Origin of the sequence: Winogradskya consettensis, assembly GCF_018332715.1 — a bacterium.
Classification (GTDB): Bacteria; Actinomycetota; Actinomycetes; order Mycobacteriales; family Micromonosporaceae; genus Actinoplanes; species Actinoplanes consettensis.
The window spans coordinates 1-18,323 of record NZ_BOQP01000051.1; the positions used below are offsets into that span (position 1 = coordinate 1).

Below are 18,323 nucleotides of genomic sequence, written 5' to 3' on the forward strand. Positions count from 1 at the left end.
CGGGTGGTGTGGCCGAGAGCTTTCCCGAAAGCCCGCCGAACCTTGTGCTCACGCCGGAACTCTTCGGTTGCCGCGGAGTAGTTCCGGCGCCGTGTCGGGTCACGCATCCACGCCAGTTCAACGGTCGTAAAGATCTCCAGCTGAGCGTATTTCATTCCTTTATCATTCTCAGGGTGTTTCATGATCGGAAGTACGGGTGTGCCATTGTCGGGTTGAGGGGGATCACACAAATTTGAATGGCAGATAGCGAGTATTCGGATAGCCGTAGAGTGGTGGCGGATGGATCCCGGGAGGCGATCCTCGTGCTCATCGCGCCACGAGTTCGTTGGCTGTCTTGTTGTCGTCGGCGGATCAGTGAATACGATCATGATGCGCCGGAGAGTAGTCGGGTGAAACGCTGGGCGGGGGTTGGAGCCGCGTTGCCACGGGCCGGCCGGGTCGCAGAAATAGATCCACGGCAATGGTGAGCGTGTGTGCGTGAGGCGAGCCTTTTGGGGTGGGGTTATGGGAGGGCTTTGAGGAGGGCTTCGTCGTGGGTGAGGTCGGGGGCCAGGAGGGTGAGGATGTCTCGGGAGGAGGCTGCTCGCTGGAGATAGGGGGCGGCGGCTGGGTCGTTGAGGGGGGCGCCTGCGCCGCGGAGGTGGTTGATCCAGGCCGAGACGATTCGGAGGGCGGCGGTGGGCATGCGGCCGGCGGAGCGTTCGGCGCGGAGGACGGGGAGGACTCGGATGGGGAGTTTTTGGGAGCCGTCGGTGGCTATCTGGGCGAGGGTGTGGTGGATTCGGGGGTTGGCGAAGCGGGTGAGCAGGGCGGCGCGGTAGGTCAGGAGTTCGGGGGCGGGGAGGGGGACGTGGCGGGAGGCTTCGTCCCACCATTCGTTGAGCCAGGTTCGGCAGGTGGGGTCGGCGACCGCTGATGCCACTGTGGTGTGGCCGAGGGCGCTGCCGGCGTACGCCAAGAGGGTGTGGGCGCCGTTGAGGAGGAAGAGTTTGCGGGTTTCGTGCGGGCGCACGTCCGTCACGAAGCGGGCGCCGGCGGCTTCCCAGGTGGGGCGGCCCGCGGGGAAGGTGCCGCTGAGGATCCACTCGGTGAAGGGTTCGGTGATCACGTCTACGCCGGGGGTGGGGTTGCGAGGGGTTATGCGGTCGACCATCGTGGATACGAAGCTGACGTTGTCGGTGATCCAGGTGGCCAGGGCGGGGTCCGCGAGGGCTGCCACTGCCTGCGCGGTGGTGGAGCCGTTGGCGGGGATGTTGTCGCAGGGGATGATGGCGATCGAGCCTGCTCCGGCTGCGCGGCGGGCGGCGAGGCCGGCTACCAGGCGGGCGGGGACGAAGTCGGCGTAGGCCGCTTCGGTGACCGTCAGGGTGAGGACGGCGACCGAGGGGCGGGACATCCAGGAGCGCCACGCCGTGAGGTCGGTGCCGGGTAGCGCTGTGGTGATCGCGGTCTGGGGTTCGGTGCGGTCTTCGGACGGGCCTCGGACCACCAGGTTGTAACGGCAGTCCCGGCGGGTCAGCTCGTCCGCCAGGTCGGGTGAGCGGCCGGTGAAGGCGGTGATGCTCCAGCGGGGGTCCGCGCCGGTGTACCAGGCCTGGTGGGCCCGGAAGAAGTTGCCCAGGCCGAGGTGGAGATGGTGGTTCACAGTTTGAACACCTTCCGGGGCTGGTCGCGGACGAGTGCGGTGAGGGCGTCCAGGGCTTCGTCCTCGTCCAGGCGGTGCGACGTGACCAGGCCGGCGAGGAAAGCGGCGTCTAGGCGGCGGGACATGTCGTGGCGGGCGGGGATGGAGCAGAACGCGCGGGTGTCGTCGACGAAGCCGGAGAGGCGGCTGAGGCCGGCGATCTCGGTGATCGCGTGCTGGAAGTGGGCGATCGAGGCGGGGTTGTCGAGGAACCACCAGGGGGCGCCGGCGTAGACGGACGGGTAGAAGCCAGCGAGCGGGGCGATCTCGCGGGTGTAGACGTCCGGGTCCACGGTGAACAGGACCAGGTGGAAGCCGGGGTGGGTGCCGAACTTTTCGAGCAGCGGCTGCAGGGAACGGGTGTATTCGGCGGTGACGGGGATGTCGTGGCCGGTGTCGGGGCCGAAGCGGTGCAGGGTCGGCGGGTGGTGGCCGCGGTGGACGCCCGGGTGCAGTGTCATGACCAGGCCGTCGTCGCAGGACATCCGGGCCATCTCGAAGGTCATGTGGCGGCGGAACGCGGTGGCCTCGGCGGAGGTGACGGTGCCGGCGAGCGCGGAGCGGTAGATGCGCGAGGCCTCGCCCGTGGAGAGCGGTTCGGTGCCGGCGTCGAGGTGGCCGTGGTCGGCGGAGACCGCGCCGTGGTCGGCGAAGTAGCGTCTGCGGTCCTCGAGCCACGCGATGTAACCGGCGTAGTCGCCGAACTCCTTCGCGAGCAACGGCCAGCCGGGGCGGCCGATCTCCAGGTAGCGGTCGGGGCGGAACGTCGGCGCGACCACGGTGGAGACCGCGGGGTCGGCGCGCAGGGCCCGGTGGGCGGCGAGGTCGTCGGCCGGGTCGTCGGTGGTGGCCAGGAACTCGATGGTGAAGCGCGAAAGCAGGGCCCGGGGGCGATGGGTGTCCATCGCCAGTTGTCCGGCGATCACGTCGTACAGATCATCGGCGTTGGACGCGGACGGCCGTGAGGTGATGCCGAAGATCTCCGCGAGCTCGCTGTCGAACCAGTACCTGACGGGCGTACCTCTCAGCAGGTCCCAATGTGCACAGAGCAGGCGCCACGCCTCGCGGGCCCGGGCCTCCGGCATCGGCGGCTCCCCCACCCCCAGAGCGTCCAGCGGTACGCCGCCCGCGTGCAACAACCGCGTCACGTAGTGGTCGGGCTGGATGAACAGGCTGGCCGGGTCGGCGAACGGGGTGTCGTGCAGGAGCAGGCCCGGGTCGACGTGGCCGTGCGGGCTGATGATCGGCAGATCGCGTACGCCCTGGTAGAGGCGGCGGGCGAGGGAGCGTACGCCCGGGTCGGCGGGCAGCAGCCGGTCGGGGTGCAGCGTCAGGGCAGCCATCGCCCGAGCGTTCGCGGGCGCCCGGCGCGGCAGCAAGTGGTTGCCACCTGTTGCCGCGACGCCCCTGGCAACAAACGGCAACTCATTGTGCCGCCGGTTGCCGCGAGGAAACCATCGCGTAACAAACGAAGGAGACCACATGCGCTCCAGAAAAACCTTGGCCTTCACGTCGATCCTGGGCCTTACGCTCGCCATGGCGGCGTGCGGTGGCGGGGACGACAGCGGCGGCAGCAAATCGATCAACGTGCTGATAGCGGCGAACACGCAGTATCCCCAGGAGCAGCAGGCCTGGCAGAAGTCGATAGCCGAGCAGTTCAGGACGCAGACCGGCGCCGACGTGAAGTGGGAGACGTTCGCGAGCGCCAACGACGAGCTCACGAAGATCCAGACGTCGGTGGTGTCCGGCTCCGGCCCGGACGTGTACGCGGTCGGCACGACGTTCACGCCCACGGCGTACTCCACCAAGGCCTTCGTGACCCTGGGTGACGAACAGTGGAAGCAGGTCGGCGGCAAGGAGAAGTTCATCCCGTCCGCGCTGGGCATCTCGGGGCCGGACGCGCAGAACCAGATCGGCATCCCGTGGGTGGGGCGCCCGTTCGTGATGGTCTACAACACCGAGCTGCTCAAGGCGGCGGGCATCGACAAGCCCGCGACGACCTGGGACGAGCTGACCGCGCAGGCGAAGAAGCTGACCACCGGCGATCAGCACGGGCTGGCGGTGGCGTACAAGGACAACTTCGACCCGTGGAAGTTCATCTGGGGCATGTCCGCGCAGGCCGGCAACCCGATCGTGGACGGGAGGACGGCGCGCATCCAGGATCCTGCGGTACAGAAGGCGTACCAGACGTATTTCGGCTGGCTGGCCACCGACAAGGTGGTCGATCCCGCGGCGGTGGGCTGGACCAACTCGCAGGCGATCGCCGCGTTCGCGGAGGGCAAAACCGGCTACATGGCGCTCACCTCGGCGCTGGCGACCAAGGCGCTCGACGCGGGCGCGGTCAAGGGCAAGTGGCAGTTCGCGCTGCTCCCGACCGTGCCGCCCGGCGCGACGAGCCGCCCGGCGAACGGGGTCGAGGCGGCGAGCATCCTCTCCGGCGACAATTTGCTGGTCGCGGACTACTCCAGGAACAAGGATCTCGCGTTCCAGTTCGTCAAGCTGATCACCGATGAGCCGGCCCAACTGGAGATCTACCAGCAGCTCGGCCAGCTGCCGTCGAACGCGGCGGCGGCGCAGAGCCTGCAGTCCGACCCGAAGCTCAAGGTGGTGGTCGAGGCGCAGCAGAAGTCGGTGGCGACGCCGTTCTCCGGGGCGTGGGCCGACGTGCAGCTCGCGCTGACCAACGCGGTGGTGCAGTCCATCCCGGACCTGTCGAAGGGCTCGATCAGCACCGCCACGATCGACGGCCGGCTCGCCGACGCGCAGAAGAAGGCGCAATCGGCACTCGACCGGGCCAAGTAGTGCGCCAGCGGCCGCTGTGGCTCCTCGCGCCGGGCGGGGCGCTGATGATCCTGGTCATCCTGCTCCCGCTCGGCCTGGCGGGGTGGATCTCGACGATCGACCTGGACCAGTACACGCTGCGCCGGTGGGTGCAGGCGCCGTTCATCGGGCTCGGCAACTACACGGAGTCGCTCGGGTCGGGGCTGCTGCACTCCATCTGGATCAGCGTGTCGTTCGCGGTGCTGTCCACGCTCGCCACGATCCCGATCGGCATAGCGGCCGCCCTGGTCACCCAGAACGCGTACCGAGGCCGCGCTCTGGTCCGTGCGGTCTTCCTGATCCCGTACGTCCTGCCGTCGTTCGTGGTCGCCACCGTCTGGCGGACCATGCTGCAGCCCGACGGGGTGGTGAACAACTGGCTCGGCGCGGACGGTTCGCTGTGGCTGAGCGGGCCCCGGTCGTACTGGGCGCTGATCCTGGTGGAGATCTGGGCGGCGTGGCCGTTCATCTATCTGATGGCGCTCGCCGCGCTGCAGTCGGTCGACCACGAGGTGCACGAGGCGTCGGCGGTCGACGGCGCGACGTGGTGGCCGAAGCTGACCCGGGTGGTGCTGCCGTATCTGCGCGGCCCGGTGCTGCTGGCCTGCCTGCTCGCCACGCTCAACCACATCAACAATTTCACGCTGCCGTTCGTGCTGTTCGGGGCGCCCGCACCGGACGACGTCAACGTGATGCCGATGCTCGTCTACGTCACCAGTTTCCAGAGTCTGCGGTTCGGGCTGAGCGCGGCGATGGCCGTCGTGTCGCTGATCATCATCGCGATCCCGCTCTTCGCCTATCTGCGCGCCGTACGCCTGGACGTCCACGAGGAAGGAGGCCGCCGATGAGCGCGTCGACGGAGGCCACCCGGCTGCTCCCCCGGCCGTTGATCGTGACGCTGACCGCGGTGCTGTGCGCGATCGTGCTGGCGCCGATCCTCTACATCGTGCTGGCCTCGCTGAACAGCGACGTGGGCGTGGCGTCCGGGGAGTTCTGGCCGAGCTCGTTCAGCCTGGACAGCTACTCCCGGGTGTGGACGACCGCCGACCTGGCCACCGGGATCGTCAACAGCCTGCTCGTGTGCGCGCTGACCGCGGTCGCGTCGGCGCTGCTCGGGACGACGACGGCGTACGTCCTGGTCCGCTACACGTTCACGGGCCGGCTGACGATCCTGCGGGGCCTGGTCGGGTTGCAGAGCATCCCGGGCACGCTGATGCTGCTGCCGGTGTTCGTGCTGTTCTCGTCGGCCGGCAACTATCTGGGGCTGACCGTGATCGGCACCCGGTGGGGGCTGTTCGTGGCGTACCTGACGTTCGCGTTGCCGTTCTCCACCTGGGTGATGGTGACCTATCTGCGCGGGCTGCCCCGCGAGCTGGAGGAGGCGGCCCGCACCGAGGGCGCGTCCACGCTGGTCATCCTGCGCCGCATCATCATCCCGCTGAGTCTGCCGGCGATCGTGGTCGCCGGGATCTTCGCGTTCCTGCTCGGCTGGAACGACGTCCTGTTCGCCTCGGTGCTGACCCGGCCCGACACGCACACCGCCGCCGTGGCGCTGCAGGTCTTCGGCTCGTCGCAGGAGGGCGGCGCGGTGCCGGTGTACTCGCAGATGATGGCCGCCGCGCTGATCTGCGCCGTCCCGGTGGTCGTGCTCTACCTGGTCTTCCAGCGCTACCTGGTGGGCGGGCTGACCACGGGCGGCGTGAAGTGACCCGGGTGGCGGTGATCGGGCGCGGTGACGTGTCGGTGGTGCATCTCGCGGCGATCTCCCAGTTGGGCGTCGAGCTGGTCGACGCCGGCGACCAACCGGACGTGGTGCATGTGTGCACGCCGCACGACCAGCACGTACCCGTCGCCCTCGAAGCACTTCGCAACGGCGCGCACGTGCTGCTGGAGAAGCCGGTGGCGAACACGGTCGCGGAGGCGGAGAAGCTCGTCGGCGCCTACCCCGGCAGGAAGATCGGGGTGTGCCTGCAGAACCGCTACAACCCCACCTCGATGGCGGCTCATGACCTGATCGCCTCGGGGAAGGTCGGCGCGGTCCGGGGTGCTTCGGCGTCGGTGTTGTGGCACCGCGACGAGGCGTACTACCGGGCCCGGCCGTGGCGCGGGCAGCGCAGACGCAGCGGCGGCGGGGTGCTGATCAACCAGGCGATCCACACCCTGGACCTTCTGCTGTGGCTGGTCGGGGGTGTTACCCGGGTACGCGGTGACCTCGGCGGCTATCTCGACATCCCCGGCGTCGACGTGGAGGACACCGCGCACCTGATCCTCGACCACGCCGGCGGGGCACGCAGCACGTTCTTCGCCACGCTCGCCAATGCCACCGATGCCCCGGTCACCATCGAGATCGTCGCCGAGCAGGCCACCCTGCTGATCCGCGGCGACCTGACCGTCACGTGGTCCGACGGGCGCACCGAGGTCATCGCCGAGCAGGCGGCGAGCGGCGGTGGGCGTACCTATTGGGGCGCCTCCCACCAGCTGCTCATCGCCGATTTCTACCGCCGCCTGCACGATCCGGAGCCGTTCTGGATCGGCCCGCAGGAGGCGTTGAAAGCACAACGGCTCATCGAAGGGCTCTACTGATGTGGACGCTGTCCGGTTTCATCGACGAGATCTCCCCCGACTTCACCGAGCAGTGCGAGGTCGCCGCGGGGCTCGGCCTCACGTTCGCCGAGGTGCGCAGCGCCTGGGACATCAACATCCTCGACCTCTCCGCCGAGCAACTCGACACGGTCAAGAAAACCCTCGCACGGTACGGGCTCCAGGTGTCCAGCATCGGCTCGCCGATCGGGAAGATAGGCGTACGTAAGGACTTCGCGCCGCACCTCGACCGCATGCGCCACGCCGCGGAGGTGGCCCACCTGCTCGGCGCGCCGTACATCCGGATCTTCTCGTTCTTCCTGCCGCCCGGCGCCGACCCCGCCGAGCACCGCGGTGAGGTGATCGACCGGATGCGCGCCCTGACCCGCGTCGCCGAGGAGAACGACCTGGTCCTGCTGCACGAGAACGAGAAGGAGATCTACGGCGACGTGCCGGAACGCTGCCTCGACCTGGTCCGCTCGGTGGACTCGCCGTACCTGCGGCTGGCCTGGGACCCGGCGAACTTCGTCCAGGTCGGGGTCCGGCCCTACACCGACGGGTACGCGATGCTGCGGCCGCACGTGGAATACGTACAGATCAAGGATGCCTTCGCCGTCGACGGCACGGTGGTGCCGGCCGGGCAGGGCGACGGTGAGGTCGCCGCGACGATGCGGGCGCTGCACCACGACGGGTTCGACGGCTTCTTCTCCCTCGAACCGCACCTCGCCGCCGGCCACACCACCGGCGGTTTCTCCGGACCGGACCTGTTCCGCACCGCCTGGCAGTCGTTCACCGACCTGCTGACAGCCGAGGAGATCGAGTTCCAGTGACCACGAAGACGAAGTTCGCCCTGGTCGGCGCGGGAGTGATCGGCAGACACCACGGGTCGGTCATGCAGGCGCTCAGCGATCGCATCGAGCTGGTCGCGGTCGCCGACGTTGATTCAGTACGCGCGGAGCGGCTGACCTCCGAGCACGGCGGCCGCCCGTACCCGTCGCTGCGCGCGGCCCTGTCCGCCGAGGACGTCGACGTCGTGGTGGTCTGCACGCCGACCGGCAGGCACGGCGAGGTCGCGATCGAGGCGCTGAACGCGGGCAAGCACGTGATCCTGGAGAAGCCGGCGGAGATCACGGTCGCGCGTACCGACGAGATCATCGCGGCCCGGCAGCGGGCCGGCACCCTCGTCACGGTGATCTCGCAGCACCGCTTCGACCCGGCGACGGAGCAGACCCTGACGGCGATCGGGCGCGGCGAGTTCGGGCGGCTCACGTCGGGCATCGCGGCGATCGACTGGTGGCGCGGGCAGAGCTACTACGACTCCGGCGACTGGCGCGGGACGTGGGACCTCGACGGCGGCGGCGCGCTGATGAACCAGGGGGTGCACACCGTCGACCTGCTCATCGCCGCGCTCGGACGGCCTGTGGAAGTGTTCGCGTACACCGGGACTCTCGCCCACGAACGCATCGAGGTGGAGGACGTCGCGGCCGGGGTGGTGCGGTTCGCGTCGGGGGCGCTCGGGGTGCTGCACGCGACGACGTCGGCGTATCCGGGGCTGAGCGCGCGCCTCCAGGTGCACGGCGACCGCGGCTCGGCGGTGATCGACAACGACCGGATGGCGTTCTTCCATTCGACGCCGGCCGGAACCTCACCGGTCGAGATGCAGATGGGCGGCACCCGGGTGACCTCCGGTTTTGTGGATCCGGTGGGACTTGGTGACACCCATCAGCGCCAGTATCTCAACTTCCTCGGGGCGCTGGCCGGGACCGAGAAGCTGCGGGTCGACCTGGAGACCAACCGGCAGTCGATCGGGGTCATCGCCGGGGCGTACGAGTCGGCCCGCACCGGCCGTCCGGTGGCCCTGTCATGAGCCGTATCGCCGCGAACCCCATCCCCTACTGGGCCAGGGCCGGCAAGACCCGCGAGGTCCTCGCCGAGGCGTTCGCCGACTTCCAGGAGATCGGCTTCACCGCGGTCAAGGCGGACGTGCCCGACGACATGACCGCAGGTCAATACCAGGACTGGATCGCAGGGTACGGCCTGAGCCCGGCCCTGAGCCTGTTCAACTCCCCGTTCGACGAGACCGTCGTGCTCGCCGATGAGCTCGAGCGGGCCAAACGGTTCGCCGCCGTCCAGGTCGCGCTCGGCCTCGACCGCACGATGGTCTCGTCGATGGGCCGCCCGGAACGGCTCGCCGCACCGGCCGTGGGAACCGGCTTCGACGCGGGCCGCCTCGACCGGGCGATCGACGCCTGCGGGCAGGTCAGCCGGGTCCTCGCCGCCGAGGGGCTGCGGCCGCTGCACCACTCGCACGTCGGCGGCGTCTTCGAGACCGAGCACGAGATCACCACGCTGCTCGACGACCTCGGCCCGGACGTGATCGGCGTCGGACCGGACACCGGGCATCTGCGCTGGGCGGGCATCGACCCGGCCGCGTTCATCACGCGCTACGCCGACCGGCTCGGCGGGATCCACCTCAAGGACTGCTTCGCCGACCTGCTCGATCGGCGCGACCTGTCGTACCGTGAGGCGACCGACAGCAAACGACTCTGGGCCGAACCGGGTCTCGGCGTGGTCGACTTCGACGCCGTGCGGGCCGCGATCCCGGCGGACTACGACGGCGACTACATGATCGAGGTCGACGAGCCCAGTGTCGCGTCGAAGAAGGAGTCCCACCGCATGTCGTACGCCTGGGCCCAGCAGTGGACAGCGTCATGAGGGTCGGCGGTCCCGAGCGTGTTCTCACCGACGACGAGGTCACCTCCTTTGTCGTGGAGCAACTCGGCGCCCTGGATGCCGACGGGTGCAGCGTCTGTGTGCTCGTGCCGGACGCCACGCGTACCTGTCCGCTCCCGCTCCTGATCCGGGCCGTGCACCGGGCCCTGCACGGCCGGGTGTCGCGGCTGACGATCCTCGTCGCGCTCGGCACCCACCGCCCGATGACGACTCCGGAGCTCGACGCCCACCTGGGGACACCGCTGCCCGGCACCGAGGTGATCAACCACGAGTGGTGGAAACCGTCGACGTTCGCGAACCTCGGGACCATCCCCGGCGCGCGGATCGAGGAGCTCTCCGAGGGCCGGATGAGCGGCGACGTCGAGGTGCTGCTCAACCGCGCGGTCCTCGACCACGACATCGCCCTGGTCGTCGGCCCGGTCCTGCCGCACGAGGTGGTCGGCATGTCCGGCGGCAACAAGTACTTCTTCCCCGGCGTCGGCGGCCAGACCATCATCGACGTGTCGCACTGGCTCGGCGCGCTCATCACCTCCGCCGAGATCATCGGCACCACCGGCCTCACCCCCGTCCGCGCCCTCATCAACGACGGCGCCGCCCTCATCCCCGCCGAGAAGTACGCCCTCAGCGTGGTCACCGCCCCCGGCGGCGGCCTGCACTCCGTCTCGTTCGGCGACTGCCTGACCTCCTGGGCGAGCGCCGCCGAGGTCAGCGCCGCCACCCACGTCACCTATCTCGACACCCCCGTCCGCCGCGTCCTGTCCCTGATCCCCACCATGTACGACGAGATCTGGACCGGCGCGAAAGGCTTCTACAAGGTCGAGCCGATCGTCGCCGACGGCGGCGAGGTCATCCTCTACGCCCCGCACATCCGTGAGATCGCCACCAGCCACCCCCAGATCCACGAGATCGGCTACCACTGCCGCGACTACTTCGTAAAACAGTGGGACACGTTCAAACACGTCCACTGGGGAGTACTCGCCCACTCCACCCACCTGCGCGGCGCCGGCACCTACGACCCGGTCACGCGCGAGGAACACCTCCGCGTCCAGGTCACCCTCGCCACCGCCATCCCTTCAGCGGTCTGCCGAGCCGCCAACCTCGGCTACCGCGACCCCGCCACCATCGACATCGCCGCCTTCACCGCCGACCCGGACACCCTCGTCGTCCCCGACGCCGGCGAAGTCCTCTTCCGCCTGCGCTGATAACCCCGCCTACCCTTTCACCCCGCCTGTTCGGCTCCTCGGCGTCGACGAGCTGAAGGATCACCTTCACGGTCACCTCCGGGCCGGCCGGCGTACGGGCAGCGGCACCGGCCCGGCGTGCCTCACGCACCGGCTCGTAGGCCGCGTTCGGCGCGCCGTGCACAGCCGATCCGCCGGACCAGTCGGTGCCGAACGGGCCCGGTTCGACGATCGAAGAAGTTGGTCTCCATCTGCGCGCGGGCCTGCTCCTCGGTCACCTCCTCGACCATGCCGAACAACCCGTAACCCGCGTTGTTGACCACGACGTCCAGCCCGCCGAACGCCGCCACGGCCGACGCCACCGCCGCGAACACCGCCGGGCGATCCGTCACGTCCAGGGTCAGGGGCAGGACGCGGTCGCCGTACGCATCGCTCAGGTCCTGAAGGTCCCGGGGGTTTCGTGCCGTCGCGGCGACCCGGTCGCCGCGATCGAGGGCCGCCCGGGCCCAAACGTGCCCGAAGCCGCGGGAAGCACCCGTGATGAACGGGCCTGAGCGTGCAGTCGTCACCGGGCACGAGGTGTCCGACGACGTGCGGCGGCTCCTCGATTCCTGGGGCCGGACCCCGGCGTACGTCCGCAACCGTCGTTTCGACGTGCTGGCGGCCAACAAACTCGCCATGGCGCTCGCCCCGCTCTACACCCCCGGGCAGAATCTCGTCCGCGGCATGTTCTCGAGCCCGCCACCCGCGATCTGTTCCCCGACTGGGCACAGATCGCCGCACAGACCGCCGCCGCGCTGCGTGCCGAGGCCGATCCGCGGGATCCCGCAACGGCCGCCCTCATCGCGTCGATGCTCGCCGACGACGATTTCCGGGTGGCGTGGGCCGATCACGACGTCCGGCGTACGCGCGACGAGCTCAAACGCTTCGACCATCCCGCGGTGGGCCCGTTGACGCTGCGCCGCCAGTCACTCGCCGTCGCGGGCGCCGGGGGTCAGGTGATCATCACCTACCTGCCCGCACCCTCCTCCCCCTCGGCGGACGCCCTCGCGCGACTCCTCTGAGGTTTACCGATGATCAAGCCGGGAACGTCGAAGTGATGTCTATCTGGAGCAAGCTTCGCAGCAAGCGACAGGCACGACTCGACGAGGTCCGGCGTGATGCGACGCTGAAGGCCGCGGCCCAGGGTGCCACCCCGGAGCAGGCCCGGCGTGCGGGCGACCGGGCGGCCAGCCGCGGCAACACCAACGCCGCCATCACCAGCGCGATCAGCAGCTGACCCCCGTGTGCCCCCGGAGAGCTACGGGAAAGATGGCTCTCCGGGGGTACGCGCCGGGCGACACCTGACTCTTAGCGTCGCCCGGTATGAGATATCGGAAAACGCTTGCCGCCGCGGTCGCAGCGGCGATGGTGGCCGTGGGCATTCCCGCACGGGCCGAGGCGCGGGTGTCACTGCCGGCACCCACCGGGCGCTATCGCGTGGGTGAGACGACGCTGAATCTGATCGATCGCGGACGGCAGGACCGCGAGCTCATGGTGAGCCTCTTCTACCCCGCCGCCGTCGCGCGACCCGGACCGGCGGCGCCCTACATGCTCGACGCCGCTGCCGCGCATTTCGATGCCGTGACCGCCAACGACTACCTGGGGCTCGGGCTGCCTGCTGGGAAGGTGGACTGGGCGTCGATCGGCACTCACGCGACGCTGAACGCGCCGGTTGATCCGCGGGCCGGGAAGCTGCCCGTGGTGCTGTACTCGCCGGGGCTGGGCGAGCCGCGTACCTGGTCGACGACGCTCGTCGAGCAGCTGGCCGCAGCGGGCTATCTGGTGGTGACCATCGACAACACGGGCGAGTCACCCGAGGTGGAGTTTCCCGATGGGCGGCTGGTGCTGCTCAGCGGTGCCGAGCCGACCGTCGCCTGGGTCAGCGGGATGATGGCGACCCGGGTCGCCGACACGTCGTTCGTGCTCGACCAGCTCGGCGGCGTGACCGCGGCCGGGCTGCGCGGGCGGGTCGACCTGAGCGCCGTGGGGATGTTCGGGCATTCGGCGGGCGGGTTCGCCACGGCCGCGGCGATGGCGGCCGACCCGCGGATCAGGGCCGGCATCAACCTCGACGGCACGATGGGCCTCGACCCGCTCGACCCGGAGGTCCTGTCGCCGGTGGCGCAGCGCGGGCTGGATCGGCCGTTCCTGCTCGTGGGCAGCGACGGGACGGGCGAGACGATCACCAACGATCCGTCGTGGACGTCGTTCTGGGCGCACAGCACCGGATGGAAGGCGGCCCTGACGCTGACCGGTTCCCGGCACGCGTCGTTCACCGACGCCGAGGTGGTGCTTCCGCAGGTGGCGGGTCCGCTGCGGCTCGACCCGGCGACCGTACGCGACGACATCGGCACCCTCGATCCCCGCCTCGCCCTGCGCACCCTGGACCGCTACCTGAGCGGCTTCTTCGACCGGTTCCTGCGCCACCGCGGCGGCGGGTTCCTCGACGACCCGGAGCCCGCGTACCCGATCGCGCGGCAGCGGGCCCGCTGACCGGAATCTCAACCTGCTTCGAACCTTTAAGGCTCTCTTATGAAAGTCCCGGCTAACGTCCAGCCTGTCAGTGGCCCGACTCGCCGATAGAGGTACTCATGTTGTCAGTCCTGGACGCCGACACGGACGCCGGGCGCCGCCCGCGGCAGGCGCGGCGGGTCGAGCTGCTGGACGGGCGCAAGCTGGAGTACGTGCAGCTGGGGCATGCCGTCGAGCTGGGTTTCTCCGGTGGGTTCCGGGTGCTGATCGAGAGCCTCGCCCACCTGAACACGCCCCGCGGCCGGGTGGAGGTCGAGCCGGGTGCCGACGCGTCGGACGTCGTGGCGACGCTGCTCGGGGATGATGTCCGGTCGGCGCGTACGGGGGCGGGCAACGAACTGCGGATCTGCTTCGTCAGCGGCTCGGAGCTGGTGGTCGGTGCGGATGCCGACGTGGAGTCGTGGGCGATCACCGGCCCGGACGGGTCGCTGACCGTATGCCTGGCCCGGGGCGAGCTTGCCTGCTGGGGTTGAGCCCAGCAGCTCTGAGCAGGTAAAACGCGGGCCGGGGCAGCCCACCTGATGGCCGGGGACTAACTTGTCTGGCATGCATCCAGCGGAACCGATGCCGGTCACGCCGCCGGCAACAGTGCGTCTCTCCAGCGCGCTGTTGTTCGGCGTCGCCGGTCTGACCCTGCTCGGGGCCGTCCTCGACCTGGTCTTCACCAACACGGGGCTCAGCGTCTACCGCGATTCCTACACCGGCGAGACCGGCTCCGGGTTCGCGAGCGTGGCCGGAGCGACATTCGACCTTCTCGTCGCGGCGGGTGTCTCCATCCTCGCCATCCTGAACCGGCACGGCCGCAAGAACGCCCGCATCACCACGCTGGTGCTCGGTGGCATCTTCCTGTTCTGCGGCGGCTTCGCCACGATGACCAACGGGCTGCACCGCCCGGCCGGCTACTTCGTCGAGACCGGCAGCACCACGCTCGCCCGGACCCTGCCCGCCGCGTACGGCATCAGCGCCGGCGTCCTCGACATCCTGGTCGTCCTCGCGGGGCTGGCGGCCCTGATCCTGCTCGTGGTGCCACCGTCGAACCGCTACTTCCACGCCCGGCTGCTGATGCGCGCCCAGCAGATCCTCGGACCGGCCTACCCGCCGATGCAGCACCAGACCGGTTACAACCCGTACATCACCCCGACCCCGCCGCCGTACGGCAGCCCGACCCCGCCGCCGTTCAGCTTCCCGCCGCAGCCCGAGCCGTCCCCGCACACGGGCAGCATGCCGGCGATCGACCCCTGGGCCGAGCCGACCGAAAAGTAGCCCTCAGACCGCTCCGACCGGCTGCCTGAGGATGGTACGGAGCTTCTCCGGCGCGACTTTGCGAGCATCGCTGAGGTAGATCTCGTGATGCTTCCCGGTCATCCGCAGCCCGTTGCCCGGGATGAACTCGTCGTGCATCCGCGCCAGCACGCCGGCCTCGTCGTCGTACGACCCGATGTGCAGGGTCTGCACGCACCGCCCCTCGCTCAGCGAGCCCAGCCGGACCGCGCCCCACTCCCCCGCACCGGCCAGCAGGTCGTCGCCGATCCACTCCGGGACCAGGATCATCAGCGTCCAGTCCCATCGGGACTTGTCCCGCGCCGCGGTGAACGTCTCCATGTCATCCGACCACCACAGCCCCTCCAGGGGCATGACGACATAGTCGCGCCCCAGGACCTTCTTACTGGCGAACTTCAGCCGGTACGCCAAGGGGTAGAGCGCCGCCGTCGCGTCCGCGAACGCCGTGCCGGTGTTCGGGTCGCCGTGCCCGTCGATCATGAGGTAGCGCAGCTCGGGCACGTCCACGAGCTCGAACCGGCCACGCGGTGCCCGGTAGGTGCTGATGTCGCGTTTGAGGTCGGCCTTGTCGGTCATCGGCCCACGTTACCCAGTGACCGAGGTGAGGGAGAAGCCTCGTAGGGCGTACCAGGAAATTGATGTTGACAGGGTTGGCTAATAGGCTTAGCTTATAGCTAACGCAATTAGCCGCACCTGGAGGTAGTCATGACCGAGTTCCTGAACGTCGACGGTGGCCGCATCGCTTACGAGGTGTCCGGCGAGGGACCGCTCGTCGTCCTCGCACCGGGGATGGGCGAGAGCCGCGACGCCTACCGGTTCGTCGTCCCGCAGCTGGTGAGCGCGGGCTACCGGGTCGCGGTGACCGATCTGCGCGGTGCCGGGGAGTCCGACCTGAGCTTCACGAGCTTCACGCGTACGGACATCGCGGGTGACCTTGTCGCCCTGATCCGTCATCTGGGCGGGCCGGCCGTGCTGGTCGGGCACTCGATCTCCGGTGGCGCGGTCACCATCGCCGCGGCCACCGCACCCGAGCTGGTCAGCGCGATCGTCGAGCTCGCCCCGTTCACCCGCGCGCAGGCCTTCAGCGTCGCCGCCCTGAAGGTCAAGCGGGTCCGGCAGGGTTCGCTCCACCTCGCCGGCGCCATGTTCGGCAGCGTCAAGCAGTGGCTCGCGTACCTCGAGGTCTCCTACCCCGGTCAGCGGCCCGCCGACTGGACCGGCCAGCTCGCCCGGATCGAGGCCAACCTGCGCGAGCCCGGCCGGATGAAGACCCTGCAGAAGATGACCCAGTCGACCCCGGCCGACGCGGGCGCCCAGCTCGGCTCGGTGCGCTGCCCCGCGCTGATCATCGAGGGCACCCTCGACCCCGACTGGGCCGACCCGAAGGCCGAGGGCGAGGCGATCGTCGCCGCGATGCCCGCCGGCGTGGCGACCCTCGCGCTCGTCGAAGGCGCCGGGCACTACCTGCACACCCAGTTCCCCGACCAGGTGGTGACCCACATGCTCCCGTTCCTGGCCGCGGCCGTCCGTGCCTAGGGCCGGGCTCGACCGGGCCACCGTCGTCGCCGCCGCGGCCGAGCTCGCCGACGAGCGCGGCTTCGGCCAGGTGACGATGAGCCTGGTCGCCGAGCGGCTCGGCGTACGCACCCCCTCGCTCTACAAACACATCGACAGCCTCGCCGAGCTCCACCAGGACCTCGCCACCCTGGCAGCGACCGAGCTCGGCGACGCCCTGCGGGACGCCACCCAGGGCTACGCCGGCCGCGACGCCCTGGCGGCGGCCGCCCGCGCCATGCGCTCCTACCTGACGGGCCACCCCGGCCGCTACGCCGCCACGATCGGCATCTTCACCGGCCCCGAACTCGGCGCGGCGAGCGCCAGGGTGATCGAATCCCTCGCCGCGGTGCTGCGCGGATACCGGATCGCCCCGGCCGACCGGACCCACGCCCTGCGCACACTGCGCAGCACCCTGCACGGCTTCGCCACCATCCAGAACGCCGCGGGCTTCCAATGGAACGCCGACACCGACCAGAGCTTCGAATGGCTGATCGACTTCCTCGACCGCGGCCTCGCTCAGAAGTCGCTTTCGTCAAAGCCGATATAACCGGGCGGGAACAGCTTGAAAGCCATCACGACACCGGCGATCAGTCCCGCCGGCACCAGAGTCCACAGCAGAACGTCGTTGGTCACCGTCACCCACAGCACGATCGCCACCGCGATCAGGCCGGCGGCCCAGCCCGCGTAGAAGAACCGGGAATGCGACCGCGGAGCCGGTTGGCGGCCGGTCACCACCCCCGGATTGAGCCGCACCCATTCCTCCGCCACCTCCACCGGGACATGCCGGATGCGCAGGTCACCGCCGCGGTCACGGGACGGCGTCTGCGGGGGCAGCTCACCACCCACGACCGGCAGGGTCCAGACGAAGAACGAGATCGGAGCGAGGAGGTGGGCCACCATGCCGAGGCGCCCCGGCGGATCGGTGGGTGGAGCAGGGACATGTCCTCGTGGAGGCAGGCTCGGACGTCGTGGGCTTGCCAGAGGGCGGCGAATTCGGGGCTGCGGCTGGTCAGGAGCGTGACCAGTTCGGCGGCGTCGGGGTGGACGTCGGTGGCGGCGCGGATCCCGAAGGCCGCGAACCGGGCGGCCAACGCCCAGTTCGCCGCCGGGATGCGGCCGGCGCAGGACCGGATGAACGAGTTGCTGCGCGAGATGGGTGTCGGCGAGGGGGTGGCCGAGCTGACCGACGGCGTCTACACCCTGCCGGACCAGACCGCGATCCTGACGGTTGCCGGGTTCGAGTTCGAGCGCGGTGACCTGCCGAAGAACGTCCACCTCATCGGGGTCCTGCCCGCCGAGGCGCCGACCTGGATGTCACCGTCGTCGCGGCCCTCGGCGGACAGGACCCGAGCCCTCATCTCGATCCCTGTCCCCGCCAACGCCGCCCGCGTCGCCCATCACCGGCTCGGCATCGACCTGGCGACCGGCACACCCGGCCCGGAGGCCGTCCGCGCCGCAGTCGAGACCCTCTTGCGGGACGGCGCGATCCGGGCGAACGTGGACCGGCTCGCGCGGGTGTACGCCGGGCACGACCCGGTCCTCGAGATCGAACGCCTCGTTCTCAGCTGACCGTGAACGTGGTGGTGTATTGCAGCGGCGCCCGGACGAGGTCCGGGCGCCGTCACGGGGCGGGTCAGGCGTCGGCGGCGACGGCCATGTTGAACCGTTCGAGCGCCTCCTTCTTGTCGTCGGGGAGGTCGTCGATGTTGACGGAGTGGGTGCGCTCGGAGCTCTCGTGCAGGTTCACGCCGTGCAGGAGGGCCTGGACGACGCCTTCCGCCTCGTCGCTCGTGAAGCCCGCGTCGGTCAGGATGTGGGTCGGTAGCTCAGCCATGCCGGCGGTGTTCCCCGCCCGGGTGGGCTTGATGCGTCACGGCGGGGGAACAGGGGTGTCCATAGGGGATGCCGCGGCC

Annotated in this window: 22 protein-coding genes and 1 pseudogene; 16 read left to right on the forward strand and 7 right to left on the reverse strand. The window is 69.8% G+C overall.

The annotated features are described in order from the left end of the window. Window positions 1-502: 502 nt before the first annotated feature. Both Aco04nite_RS40135 and uxaC read right to left on the reverse strand, forming a co-directional pair. Window positions 503-1,645 carry a mannitol dehydrogenase family protein gene (locus Aco04nite_RS40135; RefSeq protein ID WP_213002480.1) on the reverse strand — a complete coding sequence of 381 codons (1,143 nt, stop codon included), beginning with the start codon at window positions 1,643-1,645 and terminating at the stop codon, window positions 503-505. Next, window positions 1,642-3,027 (reverse strand): glucuronate isomerase, encoded by a 1,386-nt coding sequence (gene uxaC, locus Aco04nite_RS40140; protein ID WP_213002481.1) that lies wholly within the window; start codon window positions 3,025-3,027, stop codon window positions 1,642-1,644. The genes Aco04nite_RS40135 and uxaC overlap by 4 nt, the downstream gene beginning before the upstream one ends. 139 nt (window positions 3,028-3,166) lie before the next feature. On the opposite strand from uxaC, the gene Aco04nite_RS49285 reads away from it, so the two are divergent. From Aco04nite_RS49285 to Aco04nite_RS40175, 8 genes are read left to right on the forward strand one after another with little or no spacing between them, the layout of a single operon-like run. Continuing rightward, entirely contained in the window at window positions 3,167-4,486 is a 1,320-nt protein-coding gene (locus tag Aco04nite_RS49285) for an ABC transporter substrate-binding protein (RefSeq protein WP_244876655.1), read from the forward strand. A 44-nt stretch (window positions 4,487-4,530) separates the two neighbouring features. After that, window positions 4,531-5,352, forward strand: coding sequence for a carbohydrate ABC transporter permease (locus Aco04nite_RS40145; protein WP_244876656.1), 822 nt, complete (start codon window positions 4,531-4,533; stop codon window positions 5,350-5,352). Beyond that, a complete protein-coding gene (locus tag Aco04nite_RS40150; RefSeq protein ID WP_213002483.1) occupies window positions 5,349-6,212 on the forward strand; it encodes a carbohydrate ABC transporter permease in 864 nt (287 codons plus the stop codon). Before Aco04nite_RS40145 ends, Aco04nite_RS40150 begins: the two co-directional genes overlap by 4 nt. Window positions 6,213-6,217: 5 nt before the next feature. Further along, window positions 6,218-7,087, forward strand: a complete 870-nt coding sequence (locus Aco04nite_RS40155; protein ID WP_244876657.1) for a Gfo/Idh/MocA family protein — start codon at window positions 6,218-6,220, stop codon at window positions 7,085-7,087. After that, window positions 7,087-7,914, forward strand: coding sequence for a sugar phosphate isomerase/epimerase family protein (locus tag Aco04nite_RS40160; RefSeq protein WP_213002485.1), 828 nt, complete (start codon window positions 7,087-7,089; stop codon window positions 7,912-7,914). The genes Aco04nite_RS40155 and Aco04nite_RS40160 overlap by 1 nt, the downstream gene beginning before the upstream one ends. After that, window positions 7,911-8,951, forward strand: a complete 1,041-nt coding sequence (locus tag Aco04nite_RS40165; protein ID WP_213002486.1) for a Gfo/Idh/MocA family protein — start codon at window positions 7,911-7,913, stop codon at window positions 8,949-8,951. The genes Aco04nite_RS40160 and Aco04nite_RS40165 overlap by 4 nt, the downstream gene beginning before the upstream one ends. Next, window positions 8,948-9,799, forward strand: a complete 852-nt coding sequence (locus tag Aco04nite_RS40170; RefSeq protein WP_213002487.1) for a sugar phosphate isomerase/epimerase family protein — start codon at window positions 8,948-8,950, stop codon at window positions 9,797-9,799. The genes Aco04nite_RS40165 and Aco04nite_RS40170 overlap by 4 nt, the downstream gene beginning before the upstream one ends. Continuing rightward, window positions 9,796-11,019 carry a lactate racemase domain-containing protein gene (locus Aco04nite_RS40175; protein ID WP_213002488.1) on the forward strand — a complete coding sequence of 408 codons (1,224 nt, stop codon included), beginning with the start codon at window positions 9,796-9,798 and terminating at the stop codon, window positions 11,017-11,019. Before Aco04nite_RS40170 ends, Aco04nite_RS40175 begins: the two co-directional genes overlap by 4 nt. A gap of 122 nt (window positions 11,020-11,141) precedes the next feature. Here the strand turns inward: Aco04nite_RS40175 and Aco04nite_RS40180 are convergent, their stop codons facing one another. After that, window positions 11,142-11,678, reverse strand: coding sequence for an SDR family NAD(P)-dependent oxidoreductase (locus Aco04nite_RS40180; protein WP_213002489.1), 537 nt, complete (start codon window positions 11,676-11,678; stop codon window positions 11,142-11,144). Here Aco04nite_RS40180 and Aco04nite_RS49290 point away from each other — a divergent pair. The 5 genes and pseudogenes from Aco04nite_RS49290 to Aco04nite_RS40205 all read left to right on the forward strand — a co-directional run bounded on the left by Aco04nite_RS49290 (window position 11,590) and on the right by Aco04nite_RS40205 (window position 14,835). Next, window positions 11,590-12,062, forward strand: a pseudogene (locus Aco04nite_RS49290) (MmyB family transcriptional regulator). The gene Aco04nite_RS40180 and the pseudogene Aco04nite_RS49290 overlap by 89 nt on opposite strands. A gap of 35 nt (window positions 12,063-12,097) precedes the next feature. Next, a complete protein-coding gene (locus tag Aco04nite_RS40190) occupies window positions 12,098-12,277 on the forward strand; it encodes a hypothetical protein (protein WP_213002490.1) in 180 nt (59 codons plus the stop codon). A gap of 86 nt (window positions 12,278-12,363) precedes the next feature. Next, complete coding sequence (locus Aco04nite_RS40195; RefSeq protein ID WP_213002491.1) at window positions 12,364-13,533, forward strand: alpha/beta hydrolase family protein; 1,170 nt, start codon at window positions 12,364-12,366, stop codon at window positions 13,531-13,533. Window positions 13,534-13,631: 98 nt separating this feature from the next. Then, complete coding sequence (locus Aco04nite_RS40200) at window positions 13,632-14,045, forward strand: DUF6188 family protein (RefSeq protein WP_213002492.1); 414 nt, start codon at window positions 13,632-13,634, stop codon at window positions 14,043-14,045. A gap of 73 nt (window positions 14,046-14,118) precedes the next feature. Next, entirely contained in the window at window positions 14,119-14,835 is a 717-nt protein-coding gene (locus Aco04nite_RS40205) for a hypothetical protein (RefSeq protein ID WP_213002493.1), read from the forward strand. A 3-nt stretch (window positions 14,836-14,838) separates the two neighbouring features. Here Aco04nite_RS40205 and Aco04nite_RS40210 read toward each other — a convergent pair whose 3' ends face one another. Continuing rightward, on the reverse strand, window positions 14,839-15,429 hold the full coding sequence (locus Aco04nite_RS40210; RefSeq protein ID WP_213002494.1) for a GyrI-like domain-containing protein: 591 nt from the start codon (window positions 15,427-15,429) through the stop codon (window positions 14,839-14,841). A 129-nt stretch (window positions 15,430-15,558) separates the two neighbouring features. Between Aco04nite_RS40210 and Aco04nite_RS40215 the strand changes: the two genes are divergently transcribed. Beyond that, window positions 15,559-16,389 (forward strand): alpha/beta fold hydrolase, encoded by an 831-nt coding sequence (locus Aco04nite_RS40215; RefSeq protein WP_213002495.1) that lies wholly within the window; start codon window positions 15,559-15,561, stop codon window positions 16,387-16,389. Continuing rightward, window positions 16,382-16,957, forward strand: a complete 576-nt coding sequence (locus tag Aco04nite_RS40220; RefSeq protein ID WP_213002496.1) for a TetR/AcrR family transcriptional regulator — start codon at window positions 16,382-16,384, stop codon at window positions 16,955-16,957. Before Aco04nite_RS40215 ends, Aco04nite_RS40220 begins: the two co-directional genes overlap by 8 nt. Here Aco04nite_RS40220 and Aco04nite_RS50130 read toward each other — a convergent pair. Both Aco04nite_RS50130 and Aco04nite_RS50135 read right to left on the reverse strand, forming a co-directional pair. Continuing rightward, on the reverse strand, window positions 16,927-17,145 hold the full coding sequence (locus tag Aco04nite_RS50130) for a hypothetical protein (protein ID WP_213002497.1): 219 nt from the start codon (window positions 17,143-17,145) through the stop codon (window positions 16,927-16,929). The genes Aco04nite_RS40220 and Aco04nite_RS50130 overlap by 31 nt on opposite strands. Continuing rightward, window positions 17,139-17,501, reverse strand: a complete 363-nt coding sequence (locus Aco04nite_RS50135; RefSeq protein ID WP_213002498.1) for an MmyB family transcriptional regulator — start codon at window positions 17,499-17,501, stop codon at window positions 17,139-17,141. Before Aco04nite_RS50135 ends, Aco04nite_RS50130 begins: the two co-directional genes overlap by 7 nt. Here Aco04nite_RS50135 and Aco04nite_RS40235 point away from each other — a divergent pair. Further along, window positions 17,428-17,979, forward strand: a complete 552-nt coding sequence (locus tag Aco04nite_RS40235) for a hypothetical protein (protein WP_213002576.1) — start codon at window positions 17,428-17,430, stop codon at window positions 17,977-17,979. The genes Aco04nite_RS50135 and Aco04nite_RS40235 overlap by 74 nt on opposite strands. A 64-nt stretch (window positions 17,980-18,043) precedes the next feature. Here Aco04nite_RS40235 and Aco04nite_RS40240 read toward each other — a convergent pair whose 3' ends face one another. Continuing rightward, window positions 18,044-18,244, reverse strand: a complete 201-nt coding sequence (locus Aco04nite_RS40240) for a hypothetical protein (protein ID WP_213002499.1) — start codon at window positions 18,242-18,244, stop codon at window positions 18,044-18,046. Between the last annotated feature and the right edge of the window lie 79 nt (window positions 18,245-18,323).

Coding starts and splice junctions, on each gene's coding strand:
- uxaC (WP_213002481.1), bottom strand. CDS start 3,027: ATGGCTGCCCTGACGCTGCACCCCGACCGGCTGCTGCCCGCCGACCCG.
- Aco04nite_RS40205 (WP_213002493.1), top strand. CDS start 14,119: ATGCATCCAGCGGAACCGATGCCGGTCACGCCGCCGGCAACAGTGCGT.
- Aco04nite_RS40215 (WP_213002495.1), top strand. CDS start 15,559: ATGACCGAGTTCCTGAACGTCGACGGTGGCCGCATCGCTTACGAGGTG.
- Aco04nite_RS40200 (WP_213002492.1), top strand. CDS start 13,632: ATGTTGTCAGTCCTGGACGCCGACACGGACGCCGGGCGCCGCCCGCGG.
- Aco04nite_RS40190 (WP_213002490.1), top strand. CDS start 12,098: ATGTCTATCTGGAGCAAGCTTCGCAGCAAGCGACAGGCACGACTCGAC.
- Aco04nite_RS40150 (WP_213002483.1), top strand. CDS start 5,349: ATGAGCGCGTCGACGGAGGCCACCCGGCTGCTCCCCCGGCCGTTGATC.
- Aco04nite_RS40210 (WP_213002494.1), bottom strand. CDS start 15,429: ATGACCGACAAGGCCGACCTCAAACGCGACATCAGCACCTACCGGGCA.
- Aco04nite_RS40175 (WP_213002488.1), top strand. CDS start 9,796: ATGAGGGTCGGCGGTCCCGAGCGTGTTCTCACCGACGACGAGGTCACC.
- Aco04nite_RS40180 (WP_213002489.1), bottom strand. CDS start 11,678: ATGGCGAGTTTGTTGGCCGCCAGCACGTCGAAACGACGGTTGCGGACG.
- Aco04nite_RS40240 (WP_213002499.1), bottom strand. CDS start 18,244: ATGGCTGAGCTACCGACCCACATCCTGACCGACGCGGGCTTCACGAGC.
- Aco04nite_RS40160 (WP_213002485.1), top strand. CDS start 7,087: ATGTGGACGCTGTCCGGTTTCATCGACGAGATCTCCCCCGACTTCACC.
- Aco04nite_RS40145 (WP_244876656.1), top strand. CDS start 4,531: ATGATCCTGGTCATCCTGCTCCCGCTCGGCCTGGCGGGGTGGATCTCG.
- Aco04nite_RS40170 (WP_213002487.1), top strand. CDS start 8,948: ATGAGCCGTATCGCCGCGAACCCCATCCCCTACTGGGCCAGGGCCGGC.
- Aco04nite_RS49285 (WP_244876655.1), top strand. CDS start 3,167: ATGCGCTCCAGAAAAACCTTGGCCTTCACGTCGATCCTGGGCCTTACG.
- Aco04nite_RS40195 (WP_213002491.1), top strand. CDS start 12,364: ATGAGATATCGGAAAACGCTTGCCGCCGCGGTCGCAGCGGCGATGGTG.